This is a genomic window from Clostridium intestinale, from assembly GCF_035905475.1.
Classification (GTDB): domain Bacteria; phylum Bacillota; class Clostridia; order Clostridiales; family Clostridiaceae; genus Clostridium_T; species Clostridium_T intestinale.
In genome coordinates this window covers 3,069,376-3,086,703 of record NZ_CP121166.1, presented here as the reverse complement: position 1 = coordinate 3,086,703, position 17,328 = coordinate 3,069,376, and the positions used below count along the sequence as shown (strand labels likewise).

Genomic DNA, 17,328 nt, shown 5'->3' with positions numbered 1-17,328 from the left:
GAAAAATATCTATAAAGTTTTAATATAGAAATGTTCTAAAATGGAATACAGGAGGTGCAATTATGTCAAGAGTAGGTAGATTACCAATAGCTATTCCTGCTGGAACTACTGTTACAGTAACACCAGAGAACGTTGTTACTGTAAAAGGAGCTAAAGGTGAGTTAGTAAAAACTATGCACAAAGACATAAAAATAGCAGTTGAAGACAATCAAGTTGTTGTAACAAGACCAAGCGACAACAAAGATCATAGAGCTCTTCACGGATTAACAAGAGCACTTATAAATAATATGGTTACTGGAGTTTCTCAAGGGTATGCAAAGACTCTTGAACTAGTAGGTGTAGGTTATAGAGCTCAAATTCAAGGAACAAAATTAGTTATGAATCTTGGATATTCTCATCCAGTAGAAATAGAACCAATTACAGGGGTTACTTTCAAAACTGATGGAACTACTAAGGTTATAGTTGAAGGTATAGACAAAGAAAAAGTTGGGGCTGCTGCTGCTGACATTAGATCATGGAGAGAGCCAGAGCCATATAAAGGCAAAGGTATTAAGTACTCTAATGAAGTTATTAGACGTAAAGAAGGTAAAACTGGTAAGAAATAATAGAAAGGAGTGAGACTTATGTTCAAAAAGGTAGACAGAAAACAATCAAGAGAGAAACGTCACCTAAGAGTTCGTAAGAAAATATTTGGGACTCCTGAAAGACCAAGATTATGTGTTTTCAGAAGTGATAAAAATATATATGCTCAAATCATAGATGATGTTAACGCTGTAACACTTGTTGCTGCTTCAAGTTTAGATAAAGACTTCGATGGAAAAGCAGGAAGCAACAAAGAAGCTGCTAGAATAGTTGGAACTGCAGTTGCAAAGAAAGCTATTGAAAAAGGAATTTCAGATGTGGTATTTGACAGAGGTGGATACATATACCATGGAAGAATTCAAGAGTTAGCTGAAGGTGCAAGAGAAGCAGGCCTTAAATTCTAAAAAACAAGGAGGGAAATAAATGAGAATCGATCCTAGCACACTAGACCTTAAAGAAAAGGTTGTTTTCATAAACAGAGTAACTAAGGTTGTTAAGGGTGGTAGAAACTTCAGATTCAGCGCTTTAGTCGTTGTAGGTGACGAAAACGGACACGTAGGCGTTGGAATGGGAAAATCAGTTGAAATACCTGAAGCAATCAGAAAAGGAATTGAAGACGCAAAGAAAAATTTAGTAGAAGTTGCTATGGTTGGAACAACTGTTCCACATCAAATATATGGAAAATTCGGTACTGGTAATGTTCTAATAATGCCAGCTACAGAAGGTACAGGAGTTATCGCTGGAGGTCCAGCTAGAGCTGTTCTTGAATTAGCAGGACTAAAAGATGTTAGAGCTAAGTCATTAGGTTCTAATAACCCAAGAAACATGGTTAACGCTACAATTAATGGATTAGCAAGCTTAAGAACTGCAGAAGATATTGCAAAATTAAGAGGCAAATCTGTTGAAGAAATACTAGGTTAGGAGGGGAATTGCTATGGCTAAACTAAAAGTAACATTAGTTAAGAGCTTAATCGGTAGAAAAAAAGATCATATCGCTACTGCAAATGCCCTTGGACTAAAGAAAATAGGTAAATCAGTAGAACATGAGGTTAATCCTCAAATCAACGGTATGATAAACAAAGTAAGCTACTTATTAAAAGTTGAAGAAGTTTAAAACGAGGAGGTGTAAGTAGCATGAAACTTCATGAGTTAAAACCAGCAGCAGGAAGCAAAAAAGCTCCTAAAAGAGTCGGTAGAGGTACTGGATCAGGATTAGGAAGAAATGCTGGTAAAGGTGAAAAGGGACAAAATTCTAGAACTGGTGGTGGAGTAAGACCTGGATTTGAAGGAGGTCAAATGCCACTATATAGAAGACTTCCCAAAAGAGGTTTTACTAATATATTTGCTAAAGAATACATTTCTATAAATGTTGATAGATTAAATATATTTGAAAATGGAACTGAAATCACTCCAGAAGTTTTACTTGAAACTAGAGTAATAAGTAAAATCAGAGACGGAGTTAAGATATTAGGAAATGGAAACTTAGAAAAGAGCCTAACTGTAAAAGGATGTAAATTCTCTAAGTCTGCAATAGAAAAGATAGAAGCAGCTGGAGGAAAAGTTGAGGTGATCTAATATGCTATCAACCCTACGTAATGCCTGGAAGGTTCCAGATTTAAGAAAAAAGTTATTATGGACAGTTTTATTTGTTGCAATTTACAGGATGGGAAGTCATATTCCTGTTCCTGGAATTGATACTGACTATCTTAAAACTCTTACTGAATCTGGGAATAATTTATGGAGCTTCTATGATTTAATGTCTGGTGGTGCTTTAAGTAGATTTAGCATACTTGCATTAGGAGTTGTTCCATATATTAACTCATCAATAATAATGCAATTACTTACTATAGCTATTCCACCTTTAGAGCAATTATCTAAAGAAGGAGAAGAAGGACGTAAGAAGATTCAAAATATAACAAGATATGCATCGATTTTATTTGGTGTAATTACAGCCTACGGTACTTATGTATTAATGTATAATCAAGGTGGTATACGTGAATCGGGTTTTGCATTCGTATATCTTATTATACTAACTTTAACTGTAGGATCAGCTTTCTGTATGTGGTTAGGTGATCAAATAACTGTAAAAGGAATAGGAAATGGTATATCGCTGATAATATTTATCAACATAGTATCAAGAATACCAAATACTATTGCATCAATAGCAGCATTAAAGAATATGGATCAGGTAGATATAATTCAGATAGCTTTATTTGCAGTTTTTGTTGTTTTACTTTTAGCAGTAGTAATATATTTATCATTAGCAGAAAGAAGAGTAACTGTTCAGTATGCTAGTAAAGCTGTTGGTAATAGAGTAGCTAAAGGTCAATCAACCCATATTCCATTAAGTTTAATTGGTTCAGCGGTTATTGCAATAATATTTGCTATGTCAGTTATGCAATTTCCTAAGACTATTGCACAACTTTTCCCAGATAAAGACTGGGCAAAATGGATAACGGGAAGTACATACAGTGTATTTAATGAAAAAACTTGGATGTATCCAGTGATTTATGCTGTATTGACAATATTCTTTACTTGGTTTTATACTCAAATAACATTTAAGCCAGATGAAATGGCTGAAAATATGAATAAATCAGCAGGTTTTATACCTGGAATTAGACCAGGTAAACCAACTGAAAAGTATTTAGAAAATATTTTAACAAAAGTTTCAATCTTTGGTGGCATATTTGCTGCAATATTAGCGATCACTCCAATAATAATAGAAAATAACACTCAATTTAAGGGTATTTCATTTGGAGGAACTTCACTATTGATCTTAGTTGGTGTTGCATTAGATGTAATGCGAACTCTTGAGTCTCAATTAGTTGTGCGCCACTATCAAGGATTCCTTAAATAAAGTACAAAATGGAGATGGTGTCGGTGAAAGTTGTTTTATTTGGTCCGCCAGGGGCAGGAAAAGGAACACAAGCAAAATCAATTTGTAATAGATACTCCATCCCTCATATATCAACTGGGGATATTTTTAGAAAGAACATTTCTGAAAATACACCATTGGGAATTGAGGCAAAGAAATATATTGACAATGGTCAATTAGTTCCGGATGAAGTAACTATTAATATGGTTAAAGATAGATTACAAGCAGAAGATTGTAAACTGGGTTATCTACTAGATGGATTTCCAAGAACAGTACATCAAGCTAATGCACTGGAGGAATTTTTAGATGATAGAAAAGAATCTTTGGATACTGCTCTATTAATTCAAGTTCCTAGTGAGTTCATACTAGAAAGAATGACTGGAAGAAGAGTATGCCCTTCATGTGGAGCAAGTTATCATGTTAAATTTAATCCAACAAAGATTGAATCAAAGTGTGATGTTTGTGGATCCGACATCATTCAAAGAAAAGATGATTCGGAAGAAACAGTTAAAGAAAGATTAGCTGTATATGAAAGACAGACTCAACCACTTATAGAGTACTATAAGGAGAAGGATTTACTTTCAGTTGTTGATGGCACAAAAGCAATCAATGAGGTCTTTGAAAGTATCTGTAAGATATTAGGAAGTGAGTAAATGTGATTATATTAAAAAATGATAAAGAAATCGACCTAATGAGAAAAGCAGGTAGAACCTTGGCAGAGGCCCTACTTTTAGTAGAATCAAAAGTCAAACCTGGTATTACTACTGCAGAGTTAGATAGAATAGCAGAAGAATTTATAACTAAGCAGGGAGGAAAGCCCTCCTTTAAAGGATTATATGGTTTTCCAAGTGCACTTTGTATCTCTATAAATGAACAGGTTGTCCATGGATTTCCGAGTTCGTATAAATTACAAGATGGAGATATTGTAAGTATTGATTGTGGTGTCTTTTTAGATGGATTCCATAGTGATGCTGCAAGAACTTTTCCTGTAGGAGAGATATCAGAAATATCTAAAAAGCTTATAGATGTTACTGAAAAAAGTTTTTTTAAAGGTATAGAAAAAGCTGTTGAAGGTAATAGATTAACAGATATATCTTATGAAATCCAGAGTTATGTTGAACAAAATGGATTTTCAGTTGTAAGAGATTATGTGGGTCATGGAATAGGGAAAGCTGTTCATGAAGATCCGGAAGTACCTAATTTTGGTAGACCAGGTAGAGGTCCAAGATTATCATCAGGTATGGTACTCGCTATAGAACCAATGGTTAATATTGGAACATGGAGAGTAAAAACATTAGATGATGATTGGACTGTTGTAACAGCGGATGGCATGAAGTCAGCTCATTATGAAAACACTGTTGCTATATTACAAAATGGTCCTGAGATTTTAACACTAATTAAGTAATTAAGTGTTGCTTAGTTATAAATTCACAATTACCATAGAGGGATTTGTAGATTTATTACTAGGGTAATCATTGAGGTGAAATAAGTTGAATAAAAGCAACTTAATTGGAAAGTTAGTATTTTCAAAAGCTGGTAGAGATAAAAACAATCCCTATTTAATAGTGAACGTAATAGCTGAAGACTATGTTTACTTAGCAAATGGAAGTACAAAAAAGATAGAAATGCCTAAAAAGAAGAAAATAAAGCACTTGAATTTTACGGAAATCATAGATGAAGAACTAAAGAACTCTATTTTAAATAATGAGGATAATCTAGATTTAAAAGTTAAGAATTTTATAAAATTTGAAGGCATTGATAAGGAGGTTTGATTACCTTATGTCAAAAGATGATGTAATAGAAATGCAAGGAACAGTTTTAGAGTCACTACCTAATGCTATGTTCCAAGTTGAACTAGAAAGTGGTCATAAAATATTAGCTCATATTTCAGGTAAACTAAGAATGAATTTCATAAGAATTCTGCCAGGAGATAAGGTTACTGTTGAATTATCTCAATATGACCTTACTAGAGGAAGAATTACTTGGAGAGCAAAATAGTAATATAGAATACTAATTAATATCTTGCGAATATTTTTTCAAGATTATAAGTAATACAAGGAGGGTTAGCGATGAAAGTAAGACCATCAGTTAAGCCTATTTGCGAAAAGTGCAAAATCATTAGAAGAAAAGGTAGAGTAATGGTTATTTGCGAAAACCCAAAGCACAAGCAAAAACAAGGCTAAAATAAATAAAATCCATAAAAATTTGATAGAATGGAATACAAATTTTATTGACTTTTTTTCCATTCTAAAATATCATTAGATAGGCATTTAATTAAGCATAAATAAATTTTAGGGCGGCTGACAGTGGTGTTTCCATTGACCTGAGATTTTATTTATATATATTTACCACATTGAAAAGGGAATTTAATTACCAGGAGGTGTAAGTTTTAATGGCTAGAATAGCTGGTATAGATCTACCAAAAGAAAAAAGAGTTGAGATAGGTCTAACTTATATATACGGAATCGGTTTATCAACCGTACACAAAATATTAGCAGAAACTGGAGTAAATCCAGACACAAGAGTTAGAGATTTAAACGAAGACGAAGTTAACGCTATAAGAAATTTCATCAACAAGAATTTAGTTGTTGAAGGTGATTTAAGAAGAGAAATAGCACTTAACATAAAAAGATTAGTAGAAATTGGTTGCTATAGAGGAATGAGACATAGAAGAGGTCTTCCAGTAAGAGGACAAAGAACAAAAACAAATGCAAGAACTAGAAAAGGTCCAAAGAAAACTATTGCTAATAAGAAAAAATAGTAAGGAGGGAAGACAATGGTAGCAGCAAAAGTTAAGAAAACTAGAAGAAGAAAAGAAAGAAAAAATGTTGAACATGGAGCAGCTCACATTAAGTCAACTTTCAATAACTCTATCGTAACTTTAACTGATGCAGTTGGTAATGCATTATCATGGTCATCAGCGGGTGCGTTAGGATTTAGAGGGTCAAGAAAGAGTACTCCTTTTGCGGCTCAAATGGCAGCTGAAACAGCGGCTAAAACAGCTATGGAACACGGATTAAAAAGTGTTGAAGTATATGTAAAAGGTCCAGGATCAGGTAGAGAAGCTGCTATAAGAAGTTTACAAGCAGCAGGATTAGAAGTAACTTTAATTAAAGATGTTACTCCAATTCCACATAACGGATGTAGACCACCAAAAAGAAGAAGAGTGTAGTAGAAACATCATAGGAGGTGTAATTAATGGCAAGATATACTGGAGCATCATGTAGATTGTGCAGAAGAGAAGGCGCTAAGCTATTTCTTAAAGGAGATAGATGCTATACAGATAAATGTGCTTTCGTGAGAAGAAGCTACGCACCAGGACAACATGGAGCTAGTAAAAAGAAGCTTTCTAACTACGGAATGCAGTTAAGAGAAAAGCAAAAAGCTAAAAGAATTTATGGAGTACTTGAAAAACAATTTTCTAAGTACTATGAAAAAGCAGATAAGATGAGAGGCATAACAGGTGAAAACCTACTTATGTTACTAGAAATGAGACTAGATAACGCAGTATTCAGATTAGGATACGGTGCATCTAGAACTGAGGCTAGACAATTAGTTAATCACGGACATTTCTTAGTTAACGGTAAAAAAGTTGATATTGCTTCATATAAAGTAAGTGTTAACGACGTTATCTCTGTATCTGAAAAAAGCAGAGGAACTGAAAAGTTCAAAGTATTTGCTGAAAATCCAAAAACATTACCAAAATGGATAATGTCAACACCTGAAAACTTTGAAGGTAAAATAGTTGCTATACCAGCAAGAGAAGACATTGATACTGCAATCAATGAAACTCTTATCGTTGAGTTATACAGCAAGTAATAATATGCTATTTGCGAGGGGGTTATACTCTCCTTTGCAAATATTGAATCAGTTGCCCTCATAATAAGGTTGCCACATTATAAAAAGGAGGGTTTTGCGCATGTTAGAAATAGAAAAACCAATAATTGAATGTATAGAACAAAGTGAAGATGGTACTTATGGGAAATTCGTAGTTGAACCATTAGAAAGAGGATATGGAATTACTCTGGGAAATGCGTTAAGAAGAATACTTCTTTCATCATTACCTGGTGTAGCTACTACTTCTGTTAAAATTGATGGAGTACTACATGAATTTTCTACTGTTACTGGTGTTAAGGAGGATGTTACTGAACTTATCCTTAATATCAAAGGGTTAGCTCTTAGAATGAATGGAGAAGGACCAAAGGTTATTTACATTGATTCTAAAGGACCTGGAGTAGTAACAGGTGCAGATATTAAAACAGATGGAGACGTTGAAGTAGTTAATAAAGATATGCATATAGCTACTTTAGACGAAAATGGAAGATTATATATGGAGCTTACTGTTAACAGAGGTAGAGGATATGTGACTCAAAATAAAAATAAGTCAGATTCATTACCATTAAGCGCTATAGCAGTAGATTCAATCTATACTCCTGTGAAAAGAGTAAACTTTACAGTTGAAAATACAAGAGTAGGTCAAATTACTGACTATGATAAGTTAGCATTAGAAATATGGACTAATGGAACAATCAAGATAGATGAAGCAATAAGTCTTTCAGCCAAAATTTTAATTGAACACTTCAAACTTTTCATGTCACTTACAGATAATACAAATGACATGGAGATAATGATTGAAAAAGAAGAAGATAAAAAAGAAAAAGTCCTTGAGATGACTATTGAAGAGCTTGATCTTTCAGTTAGATCATATAACTGTTTAAAGAGAGCAGGTATAAATACTGTTCAAGAGCTTGCATTGAGATCAATGGATGATATGATGAAAGTAAGAAACTTAGGTAAAAAATCTCTTGAAGAAGTTGAGAGAAAACTTAAGGAATTAGGCTTAGGTTTAAGACTAAGTGACGAGTAAGGAGGTAGAATCATGGCAGGATATCGTAAGTTAGGTCGTCCAACAGACCAAAGAAGAGCTATGCTAAGAAACCTTGTTACAAGCTTCTTAAAGCATGGTAAAATAGAAACTACAGATACAAGAGCAAAGGAAGCAAGAAGTCTTGCTGAAAAGATGATTACTTTAGCTAAAAGAGGAGATCTTCACGCTAGAAGACAAGTATTATCTTTTGTTACTGAAGAAGCTGTAGTTAAAAGATTATTTGAAGAAATTGCTCCTAAATATACTGAGAGAAATGGTGGATACACTAGAATGTTCAAAGTTGGTCCTAGAAGAGGAGACGGAGCAGAAGTAGTTATACTTGAGTTAGTATAATATAGAGGGGATTAAGTATATACTTAGTCCCCATTTTATCATACTTAGATATAATTATTATAAAGTATATATTCAATTATAGATTTTATAATAATTATATAGCTAAGGGGGCGAATAGCATGGAAGACAAAATCATTAAATGTGAAGATATTAGTTTTAAATATTTTTCGCATGAAAATGGAGAAGAACATTACGCATTAAATGGTGTGAACCTAGAAGTTAAAAGAGGAGAGTTTTTAGTAGTACTTGGTCATAATGGATCAGGAAAATCTACTATTGCAAAACATATAAATGCTTTATTATTACCCACTGAGGGGGCAATATATGTTAAAGGTTTGAATACTAAAGATAAAGATAATTTATGGGAAGTTAGAAAAACCGCAGGAATGGTTTTCCAAAATCCAGATAATCAATTAGTTGCAACTATAGTTGAGGAAGATGTAGCATTTGGTCCTGAAAATTTAGGGGTCGAGTCTAAGGAAATAAGAGTTAGGGTAGATGAAGCGCTTAAAAAAGTTGGAATGTATGAATATAGAAGGCATGCACCTCACCTATTGTCAGGGGGGCAAAAACAAAGAATCGCTATAGCTGGGATATTAGCTATGCAACCAGAGTGCATAATATTTGATGAGCCTACTGCTATGTTAGACCCATCAGGTAGAAAAGAAGTTATGAATACCATAAGAGAAATAAATAAAAACTTAGGAATTACAATAGTGCTTATAACACATTATATGGATGAGGCTGCTCAAGGAGATAGAGTTATAGTTATGGAGCAAGGTAAAATTGTTCTTGAAGGAAATCCAAGAGAAGTGTTTTCAAAAGTTAAAACAATGAAGGAAATAGGACTGGATGTTCCTCAGGTTACGGAATTAGCTTATGAACTTCAAAAAGAAGGTATAAATATTAGTACCGAAATATTAAATGTGGATGAGATGGTGAATGCATTATGTCAATTAAAGTAAATAAATTAACTCATATATATATGCCTAAGACACCTTTCGAAAAAAAAGCATTAAATAATGTATCTGTTGAAATAGAACAAGGTGAGTTTGTGGCATTGATAGGACATACAGGCTCAGGTAAGTCAACATTAATTCAACATCTAAATGGATTATTGCAAGCAAGTTCTGGGGAAATAATAGTAGATGGAACTGATATCACTGCAAAGGGCGCTAAGCTAAGTGAGATAAGAAAAAAAGTTGGGCTAGTGTTTCAATATCCCGAATATCAATTGTTTGAAGAAACTATAGAGAAGGATATTGCATTTGGACCTAGGAACTTAGCATTAGGAGAAGAAGAGATACATAAAAGAGTTATCAAGGCCATGAATATGGTTGGACTAGATTATGAGATTTATAAAGATAAATCTCCATTTGAGTTAAGTGGTGGCCAAAAACGTAGAGTTGCTATAGCGGGTGTGGTTGCAATGGAACCTAAGGTTTTGATATTAGATGAACCTACTGCAGGATTAGATCCTAAGGGAAGAGATGAGATATTAGTACAGATTCAAAAGTTACACAAAGAATATGGAATGACTATAGTATTAGTATCTCATAGTATGGAAGACGTAGCCAAAGTTGCTAATCGAGTTATAGTAATGAATTCTGGTGAAATTATATTAGATGGAGAGCCTAAAGAAGTATTTAAGGAAAGTGAAGTACTAGAGAGTGTTGGATTAGCAGTTCCACAGGTAACTTACTTAATAAAAGCGTTGATAGAAAAAGGTTTTAAAGTAGATAAAGATATATTTACAATTGACCAAGCTAAGGAAGATCTCATTAAGATTTTAAGGAAGAACTAGGGGAGGGATTTTAAAATGATAAAAGATATAACTATTGGGCAATACGTTCCTGGAGATTCCTTCATACATAAATTGGATCCTAGGACAAAAATAATATCTGCAATATTATTTATTGTGTCGTTATTTATAATAAATGAATTTATTGGTTATATTTTTGTAGTGGCATTTATAGCATCTGCAATAATTAGTTCTAAAGTATCTCCTAGGTTCTATTTTAAAGGAATTAAACCTGTCATGACTTTAATAATAATAACTGCTATACTGAATATTTTTATGATAAAAGGAACAAGCGATACACTTCTATTTAGTTGGAAGTTTATAAAAGTATATGAAGAGGGAATCAATATAGCTATATTTATGACATTAAGACTATTGTTCTTAATAATAGGAACATCTATATTAACCTTAACTACATCACCTATAGAGCTTACAGATGCTTTAGAAAGGCTGTTAAAACCTTTAGGGGTAATAGGGATTAGTTCACATGAAGTAGCTATGATGATGACTATTGCTTTAAGATTTATACCAACCTTAATAGATGAAACTGATAAGATTATGAAAGCACAAAAAGCAAGAGGCGCTGATTTTGATGGTGGAAATATATTTCAGAAAGCTAAGAGTCTTATACCACTATTAGTGCCTTTATTTATAAGTTCATTTAAGAGAGCTGATGAGTTAGCGATGGCAATGGAAGCTAGATGCTATAGAGGTGGAGATGGTAGAACTAGGATGAAACAACTCAAATATACATCTATAGATACATTAGCTTACTTCATAGTAGCTATGTTAATTGTTATAAGTATTGGTGTAAGAGTTTTATTATAAGGTGAAACTGAATGAGAAATATTAAGCTTAAGCTTGAATACGATGGTACTCATTTTTGTGGGTGGCAGAAACAAACAAATGGAAGAACAGTAGAAGCGGTATTGCAGATTGCTGTAGAAACTATAGTTAAGGAAGATATAAAGCTAATAGGATGTAGTAGAACTGATTCTGGGGTGCATGCAAAAGAATATGTGGTAGCATTTAAAACCAATAGTAAAATACCGGCTGAAAAATTTAAAGATGCTATTAATACAAAACTGCCTAAAGATATAGTAGTACTTTGTTCAGAAGAGGTTTCAGAAGAATTTCATCCGAGATATCATACTAAAGGTAAAACTTATTGCTATACTATATTAAATTCTGAATTACCTAGAGCTACAGGCAAAGATTATGTATATCACTTTAAGTGGAAGCTAGATGTGGATAAGATATCTGACGCATCTAAATATTTTATAGGTACTCATGATTTTAATGCATTTAGATCTCTAGGTGGTTCTGTAAAGACAACAGTAAGAACAATATGGGATATTAAAGTAAAAAAAGATGAAGAAGTTATAAAAATTTATGTATCAGGTGATGGTTTTCTCTATAATATGGTAAGAATAATAGTAGGTACTTTAATACAAGTAGGAAGAAATAAAATAGAACCATCAGAAATAGAAGATATAATTAATAAAAAGGATAGAAAAAATGCTGGTAAGTGTGCTCCAGCTGCAGGTTTATGTTTAGAAAAAGTTTTTTATTAAAAAGTTAAAATAAAAGTGTTAAATTTATTGACACGCCCGTAAGCGTGTATTATAATGTTACTTGTTGTTATGATAGTTTGTGTATAAGATTCATAGTATTGGAATCTAAACATAAAGTTAGGACATAAATGTTTAAAATAGTAGTTCAGGGAGGGAAAATGATGAAATCATACATCGCTAAACCACAAGAAGTTGAAAGAAAATGGTATGTAGTTGATGCTGCTGGTAAACCACTTGGTAGAGTTGCTAGCCAAATAGCTTCAATATTAAGAGGAAAAAATAAACCAACATTTACACCAAATGTTGATTGTGGAGATTTCGTAATAGTTATAAATGCTGAGAAAGTTGTTTTAACTGGTAAGAAATTAGACCAAAAATTCTTAAGAAAACATAGTTTATATCCAGGTGGATTAAAAGAAACTCCATATAGAGAAGTTTTAGAAAAAAAACCTGAGTTTGCTTTTGAAGAAGCTGTAAGAAGAATGCTTCCAAAGGGAGTATTAGGAAGACAAATGTTAAAGAAACTTAAGGTTTATAGAGGAGAAGAACATAATCACGCTGCTCAACAACCAGAAGTACTAGAATTAAAGTACTAATACAGACTCGGGAGGAGGAAGAAAAATGGCAAAAGTTCAATACATGGGAACTGGAAGAAGAAAGAAATCAGTTGCAAGAGTAAGACTTGTACCAGGTGAAGGTAAAGTTATAGTAAATAAGAGAGAAATAGAAAACTACTTCGGATTAGAAACTCTAAGAGTTGTAGTTAACCAACCATTAGTTTTAACATCAACTAAAGAAAAATTTGATGTGTTAGTTAATGTTCATGGTGGTGGATTAACAGGTCAAGCAGGAGCAATCAGACATGGAATAACTAGAGCTTTATTAAAAGCTGACGAAGCTTTAAGACCAGAGTTAAAGAAAGCTGGATTCCTAACTAGAGACCCAAGAATGAAGGAAAGAAAGAAATATGGTTTAAAGAAGGCAAGAAGAGCTCCTCAATTCTCAAAGAGATAGTATCTGCCTTTTTACAAGAGAGGTTTTACCTCTCTTTTTTTATTTGGGCAAAAAACTTAATTGAAAAATATTTTTATTAAAAATATAATTGGAGACTTTATATAATACACAAAAATAGTATATATTATATAAAAATGAGAAAGCTACATAGTAGATTATTAAAGATGGAGGATTATAAAATGTTTAAAAGATATGTTGCATCTTTTTTGCTAGTAGCAAGTTTAATATTAAATCCTACAATAGCTAAAGCGGAGGAGACTAAGGAAAGGATAATACTTATAGATCCTGGTCATGGAGGTATAGATGGTGGAGGCCATGCAAAAGATGGTACTTTAGAAAAAGAGATTAATTTAGCTATAAGCCTTAAATTGAAAAAGGCTCTAGAGGATGAAGGATTTAAAGTGTTTATTACTAGAGAAGAAGACAAAGGATTATATGATGAGAACTTAAAGGTAAAACAAAAAAAAGTTCAAGATTTAAAAAAGAGATGTGAAATGAAAAAAGAAACAAATTGCGATATTTTTATAAGTATACATCAGAATATGTATGTGCAGAGTGCAATAAACGGAGCACAAGTTTGGTACGCTTCAAATGAAAATAGCAAAAGGTTAGCGGAATTACTACAAGCTTCATTAAAAGAAAAACTAGAACAAAATAATAATAGAGTGGCTAAAGATTCTAAAGATGATTATAGAATATTAAGAGATGGATTTGATGGAGCGAGTGTAATAGTTGAATGTGGATTTTTGTCAAATCCGACGGAATCTGAGCTATTAAAAGATGAAAAATATCAAGATAAAATAGTTAGTGCACTGGTTAAAGGAATAAAATCATATTACAAAGAATAAATAATAATTTCCTGGGAAATTTAAAAGACCTATGTAGAACTAGGTCTTTTTTTAGCTTTCAATATTAGCATTAGCAGTGATTATTTTTATCTTATCAGAACATTTTATCCATATAGTATTACCTCTTAATAGAGAGAGATTAATTTCTTTAGAATTATTTATCATTTTTATATTATTTCCTTCTATATTAAGACGTTGTAGTTTTCCACCAGAAAAAAGTAATCCTTGATTAATACTGTCATTAGATGAGGAAGTAAATTCTATAAGTATATTGGTAAAAGCTAACGGTGTGTTAGAAGTTTTATGAACGTCTTTTACATTTTTAGAAAAATGATAATATTGACCTTTTTGAAAAATAAAACTTGTACTTATAGAATCACTAAAGGGTATAAAAATTGTATCAATATTTTCATTAAATTCATGTGAATCTAAATCAGGAGGATCAATAAAATCAATATAAGGTAAAGTATCTAGAGATATAGTAGAAATATTCTCAATAGATTCCTGAATAGGTATATGTTTATTGTAGAATATACCGTCATAACTTAAAGTATTAGATACAGCGTTATATGTTTCTATAACAATATCTGCTTTATTAATTCCATATAGCTCTGTTATATTTGAACTATTATAGCAAACTTTTAATAAATTATACGATGTATTAACATCTTGAATAACTTCACCTGTTATAGGAGAAACATTTATAGAATTAGGTGGTTGAGTAGTTTGATCTTTAACATCTTTTTTTAATAGATGTATATATGAATTATAGCTTACAAAAATTATGAGAAAACCCATTAATATATAAACAATTAAAGCAAAAAGTTTATCACTATCATTTTTTTTCATACTTAATCCTTTCGAAATATCTTTCTTTAAATTATAATTAACATTATTAAGTAATATTCCATAATATAAATTAAATTTAGATAGAATTTATTTGGGGAGGAAAATATGAAAGAAATAAATACAAATGAGATAATTAATGGAGTAAAAAAAATATGTATAGAATCTAATTATTATTTAAGTAAAGACATATCAAAAAAACTAAAAAAAAGCAGGGAAGAAGAAACGTTTCCTATAGCAAAACAAATGTTGGATAAAATTATAATTAATTCGGATATAGCGAGTAAAGAAAACATGCCAATGTGTCAGGACACGGGAATGGCAGTAATATTTGTTGAATTAGGTCAAGATATTCATATAGTTGGTGGGGGTTTGAAGGAGGCAATCAATGAAGGAGTCCGCCAAGGCTATAGTGAAGGATATTTAAGAAAATCTGTAGTGAAAGATCCATTAACAAGAGTAAATACTGGGGATAATACTCCAGCTGTTATACATATAGATGTAGTAGAGGGAGAAGAATTAAAGATAACAATAGCACCTAAGGGGTTTGGATCAGAAAATATGAGTAGAATAAAGATGTTAAAACCGTCAGATGGTGTTGAAGGAGTAAAGGAATTTGTGCTAGAAACGGTTAAAATTGCAGGTCCAAATCCATGTCCTCCTATAATTGTAGGTGTAGGAATAGGCGGGACTTTTGAAAAAGCAGCAGAATTATCTAAAAAAGCTCTTTTAAGAAGCATTGAAGAGAGAAATAAGGATACCTATTATAGTGATTTAGAGGATGAATTAATTAGTAAAATAAATAAGCTAGGAATAGGGCCTCAAGGATTTGGAGGTAAAACAACTGCTTTGGGAGTGAATATAGAGACTTATCCTACTCATATAGCAGGACTTCCAGTAGCAGTTAATATAAGTTGTCATGCTACTAGGCATGCAGAGATAATTCTATAGGGGGATAACTGAGATGAATAAGAAAATAGAAACACCATTAACAATAGATAAAGTAAGAGATTTAAATGCAGGAGATATTGTGTTACTATCAGGAGAAATATTTACTGCAAGAGATGCCGCACATAAAAGATTAGTTGAACTTGTTGATAAAAATGAAAAGCTTCCGTTAGAACTACAAGATGCAATAATATACTATGTTGGTCCAACGCCGCCTAAACCTGGTGAAGTAATTGGATCAGCAGGACCTACTACTAGTTATAGAATGGATTCTTATACACCGAAGCTTTTAGATCTAGGACTAAAAGGAATGATTGGTAAAGGATTAAGAGGAAAAGAAGTAATAGATTCGATGATTAAAAATAGATGCATATATTTTGGCGCTATTGGTGGTGCAGCTGCATTAATGGCTAAGTGTATCAAGAAGTCAGAGTTGATAGCCTATGAAGATTTAGGTGCAGAAGCTATTAGAAAACTTTGGGTGGAGGATATGCCTTTAGTAGTAGTGATAGATTCTCATGGAAATAATTTATACCAAATAGGACAAAAAGAATATTTAGAAACCATTAAGTAAAATATAAAATGAGGATGTTACTATAATTATAGTGACATCCTCATTAAACTATATATTATTAAATCCTTTTCCCCTAACTTCAGAAACATCTATTATAGTTATAAATGCTTTAGGGTCCATAAGCATTATACTATTTTTAAGGTAGATTAATTGTGAAAGTGTAACTATACAGTAAATCATTTTTTTCTTACTATGAGTATATTCACCTTCAGCTGGAAGGGAAGTTACACCTCTATGAACATCCTTAATAATAAATTTAATTATATCCTCTTCCTTTTCAGTTAGAATCATTAAAAGCTTTTTAGACCCAAAACCTTTAAGAACCTTGTCTAATATTAAACTTTGTATGTAAATGGATATAACAGTATATAGGGCTCTTGGGAGGCCAAAGAATATAGCTCCAATAACAACTATTATCATATTTAGAGAAAAACCAAGTTTACCTATATCAAAATTGTTAAAGTTTTTTCTAACAAGCATAGTAATTATATCCATACCACCTGTTGATCCATTTCTAGCAAATACAATACTATATCCAAGTCCACATAACACCCCGCCATATATACAATAAACTAAAATATCATCAACGTTAACGTATATAGGAAGTTTTTCAGTTAATAATAAAGCGATAGATAATGAAAGCATTCCTATTGCTGAGTAAAATGTAAATTGACGACTTAACTTAATATAACTAATGATAAAAAGTGGAAAGTTAATTAGAAATACTGAGTAACCAGCTTTAAAACCAGTTAGATATTGAAGGATTAAAGCTAGACCTGTAGCTCCCCCACTTAAAAGCTTAGCTTGGGCTAAAAACATATTAATGCCTATGGATGCAATAATGCAACCTATAAAAATAAGTATAATGTCTAAGAAAAGAGTTTTTCTATCATTTAAAAAGTCCATAAGATTCTCCTGTAAGTGAAATATTCAGATTTATTATAGTAATAAAACATAAAATAAACAAATACGATTTGTGATGAAAAATACCGTTATATCCAAATAATTTGATATAATTAAATTATGCGCAGATTATCTATAAAAC

Annotated in this window: 27 protein-coding genes; 25 read left to right on the top strand and 2 right to left on the bottom strand. The window is 32.1% G+C overall.

Going from position 1 to position 17,328, the window contains the following annotated elements:
- Positions 1-62 precede the first annotated feature (62 nt).
- From rplF to cwlD, 23 genes are all read left to right on the top strand, one after another.
- The gene (rplF, locus tag P8F83_RS15830; protein ID WP_021800169.1) at positions 63-605 is read left to right on the top strand and encodes a 50S ribosomal protein L6; all 543 of its coding nucleotides are present in this window, start codon (positions 63-65) and stop codon (positions 603-605) included.
- Between the two features lie 18 nt (positions 606-623).
- Positions 624-986: a 50S ribosomal protein L18 gene (gene rplR, locus P8F83_RS15825; RefSeq protein WP_021800170.1), complete on the top strand. Its 363-nt coding sequence runs from the start codon at positions 624-626 to the stop codon at positions 984-986.
- Between the two features lie 19 nt (positions 987-1,005).
- On the top strand, positions 1,006-1,503 hold the full coding sequence (gene rpsE, locus P8F83_RS15820; protein ID WP_021800171.1) for a 30S ribosomal protein S5: 498 nt from the start codon (positions 1,006-1,008) through the stop codon (positions 1,501-1,503).
- Positions 1,504-1,516: 13 nt separating this feature from the next.
- A complete protein-coding gene (rpmD, locus tag P8F83_RS15815) occupies positions 1,517-1,696 on the top strand; it encodes a 50S ribosomal protein L30 (protein WP_021800172.1) in 180 nt (59 codons plus the stop codon).
- Between the two features lie 20 nt (positions 1,697-1,716).
- A complete protein-coding gene (gene rplO, locus P8F83_RS15810) occupies positions 1,717-2,157 on the top strand; it encodes a 50S ribosomal protein L15 (RefSeq protein WP_021800173.1) in 441 nt (146 codons plus the stop codon).
- A gap of 1 nt (position 2,158) precedes the next feature.
- Positions 2,159-3,439 carry a preprotein translocase subunit SecY gene (gene secY, locus P8F83_RS15805; protein WP_326511863.1) on the top strand — a complete coding sequence of 427 codons (1,281 nt, stop codon included), beginning with the start codon at positions 2,159-2,161 and terminating at the stop codon, positions 3,437-3,439.
- A 23-nt stretch (positions 3,440-3,462) separates the two neighbouring features.
- Complete coding sequence (locus P8F83_RS15800; RefSeq protein WP_326511862.1) at positions 3,463-4,110, top strand: adenylate kinase; 648 nt, start codon at positions 3,463-3,465, stop codon at positions 4,108-4,110.
- A 2-nt stretch (positions 4,111-4,112) separates the two neighbouring features.
- Positions 4,113-4,862 carry a type I methionyl aminopeptidase gene (gene map, locus P8F83_RS15795; RefSeq protein WP_073021336.1) on the top strand — a complete coding sequence of 250 codons (750 nt, stop codon included), beginning with the start codon at positions 4,113-4,115 and terminating at the stop codon, positions 4,860-4,862.
- A gap of 85 nt (positions 4,863-4,947) precedes the next feature.
- Complete coding sequence (locus P8F83_RS15790; protein WP_326511861.1) at positions 4,948-5,229, top strand: hypothetical protein; 282 nt, start codon at positions 4,948-4,950, stop codon at positions 5,227-5,229.
- A 7-nt stretch (positions 5,230-5,236) separates the two neighbouring features.
- Complete coding sequence (gene infA, locus P8F83_RS15785; RefSeq protein ID WP_021800178.1) at positions 5,237-5,455, top strand: translation initiation factor IF-1; 219 nt, start codon at positions 5,237-5,239, stop codon at positions 5,453-5,455.
- A gap of 71 nt (positions 5,456-5,526) precedes the next feature.
- Entirely contained in the window at positions 5,527-5,640 is a 114-nt protein-coding gene (rpmJ, locus tag P8F83_RS15780) for a 50S ribosomal protein L36 (RefSeq protein WP_003448032.1), read from the top strand.
- 209 nt (positions 5,641-5,849) lie between these two features.
- Entirely contained in the window at positions 5,850-6,218 is a 369-nt protein-coding gene (gene rpsM, locus P8F83_RS15775; RefSeq protein WP_021800179.1) for a 30S ribosomal protein S13, read from the top strand.
- A 15-nt stretch (positions 6,219-6,233) separates the two neighbouring features.
- Positions 6,234-6,629, top strand: coding sequence for a 30S ribosomal protein S11 (rpsK, locus tag P8F83_RS15770; RefSeq protein WP_021800180.1), 396 nt, complete (start codon positions 6,234-6,236; stop codon positions 6,627-6,629).
- Between the two features lie 26 nt (positions 6,630-6,655).
- Positions 6,656-7,276, top strand: a complete 621-nt coding sequence (rpsD, locus tag P8F83_RS15765) for a 30S ribosomal protein S4 (RefSeq protein WP_326511860.1) — start codon at positions 6,656-6,658, stop codon at positions 7,274-7,276.
- 100 nt (positions 7,277-7,376) lie between these two features.
- Complete coding sequence (locus P8F83_RS15760) at positions 7,377-8,324, top strand: DNA-directed RNA polymerase subunit alpha (protein WP_021800182.1); 948 nt, start codon at positions 7,377-7,379, stop codon at positions 8,322-8,324.
- Between the two features lie 12 nt (positions 8,325-8,336).
- Positions 8,337-8,678, top strand: coding sequence for a 50S ribosomal protein L17 (rplQ, locus tag P8F83_RS15755; protein WP_021800183.1), 342 nt, complete (start codon positions 8,337-8,339; stop codon positions 8,676-8,678).
- Positions 8,679-8,797: 119 nt separating this feature from the next.
- Positions 8,798-9,643, top strand: a complete 846-nt coding sequence (locus P8F83_RS15750) for an energy-coupling factor transporter ATPase (RefSeq protein WP_326511859.1) — start codon at positions 8,798-8,800, stop codon at positions 9,641-9,643.
- On the top strand, positions 9,628-10,482 hold the full coding sequence (locus P8F83_RS15745; RefSeq protein WP_326511858.1) for an energy-coupling factor transporter ATPase: 855 nt from the start codon (positions 9,628-9,630) through the stop codon (positions 10,480-10,482). The genes P8F83_RS15750 and P8F83_RS15745 overlap by 16 nt, the downstream gene beginning before the upstream one ends.
- Positions 10,483-10,497: 15 nt before the next feature.
- Complete coding sequence (locus P8F83_RS15740; RefSeq protein WP_073021349.1) at positions 10,498-11,307, top strand: energy-coupling factor transporter transmembrane component T family protein; 810 nt, start codon at positions 10,498-10,500, stop codon at positions 11,305-11,307.
- A gap of 11 nt (positions 11,308-11,318) precedes the next feature.
- On the top strand, positions 11,319-12,053 hold the full coding sequence (gene truA / locus P8F83_RS15735; protein ID WP_326511857.1) for a tRNA pseudouridine(38-40) synthase TruA: 735 nt from the start codon (positions 11,319-11,321) through the stop codon (positions 12,051-12,053).
- A 161-nt stretch (positions 12,054-12,214) separates the two neighbouring features.
- Positions 12,215-12,649, top strand: a complete 435-nt coding sequence (gene rplM, locus P8F83_RS15730) for a 50S ribosomal protein L13 (RefSeq protein ID WP_021800188.1) — start codon at positions 12,215-12,217, stop codon at positions 12,647-12,649.
- 25 nt (positions 12,650-12,674) lie between these two features.
- Entirely contained in the window at positions 12,675-13,067 is a 393-nt protein-coding gene (gene rpsI, locus P8F83_RS15725) for a 30S ribosomal protein S9 (protein WP_021800189.1), read from the top strand.
- Between the two features lie 179 nt (positions 13,068-13,246).
- Complete coding sequence (cwlD, locus tag P8F83_RS15720; protein WP_326511856.1) at positions 13,247-13,915, top strand: N-acetylmuramoyl-L-alanine amidase CwlD; 669 nt, start codon at positions 13,247-13,249, stop codon at positions 13,913-13,915.
- A 51-nt stretch (positions 13,916-13,966) separates the two neighbouring features.
- Here cwlD and P8F83_RS15715 read toward each other — a convergent pair whose 3' ends face one another.
- A complete protein-coding gene (locus tag P8F83_RS15715; protein ID WP_326511855.1) occupies positions 13,967-14,764 on the bottom strand; it encodes a hypothetical protein in 798 nt (265 codons plus the stop codon).
- A gap of 105 nt (positions 14,765-14,869) precedes the next feature.
- Between P8F83_RS15715 and P8F83_RS15710 the strand changes: the two genes are divergently transcribed.
- Positions 14,870-15,712, top strand: coding sequence for a fumarate hydratase (locus P8F83_RS15710; RefSeq protein ID WP_286909972.1), 843 nt, complete (start codon positions 14,870-14,872; stop codon positions 15,710-15,712).
- A 13-nt stretch (positions 15,713-15,725) separates the two neighbouring features.
- Complete coding sequence (locus P8F83_RS15705) at positions 15,726-16,283, top strand: Fe-S-containing hydro-lyase (protein ID WP_286909970.1); 558 nt, start codon at positions 15,726-15,728, stop codon at positions 16,281-16,283.
- Positions 16,284-16,331: 48 nt separating this feature from the next.
- On the opposite strand, the gene P8F83_RS15700 is transcribed toward P8F83_RS15705, so the two are convergent.
- The gene (locus P8F83_RS15700; RefSeq protein ID WP_286909968.1) at positions 16,332-17,189 is read right to left on the bottom strand and encodes a YitT family protein; all 858 of its coding nucleotides are present in this window, start codon (positions 17,187-17,189) and stop codon (positions 16,332-16,334) included.
- Positions 17,190-17,328 lie beyond the last annotated feature (139 nt).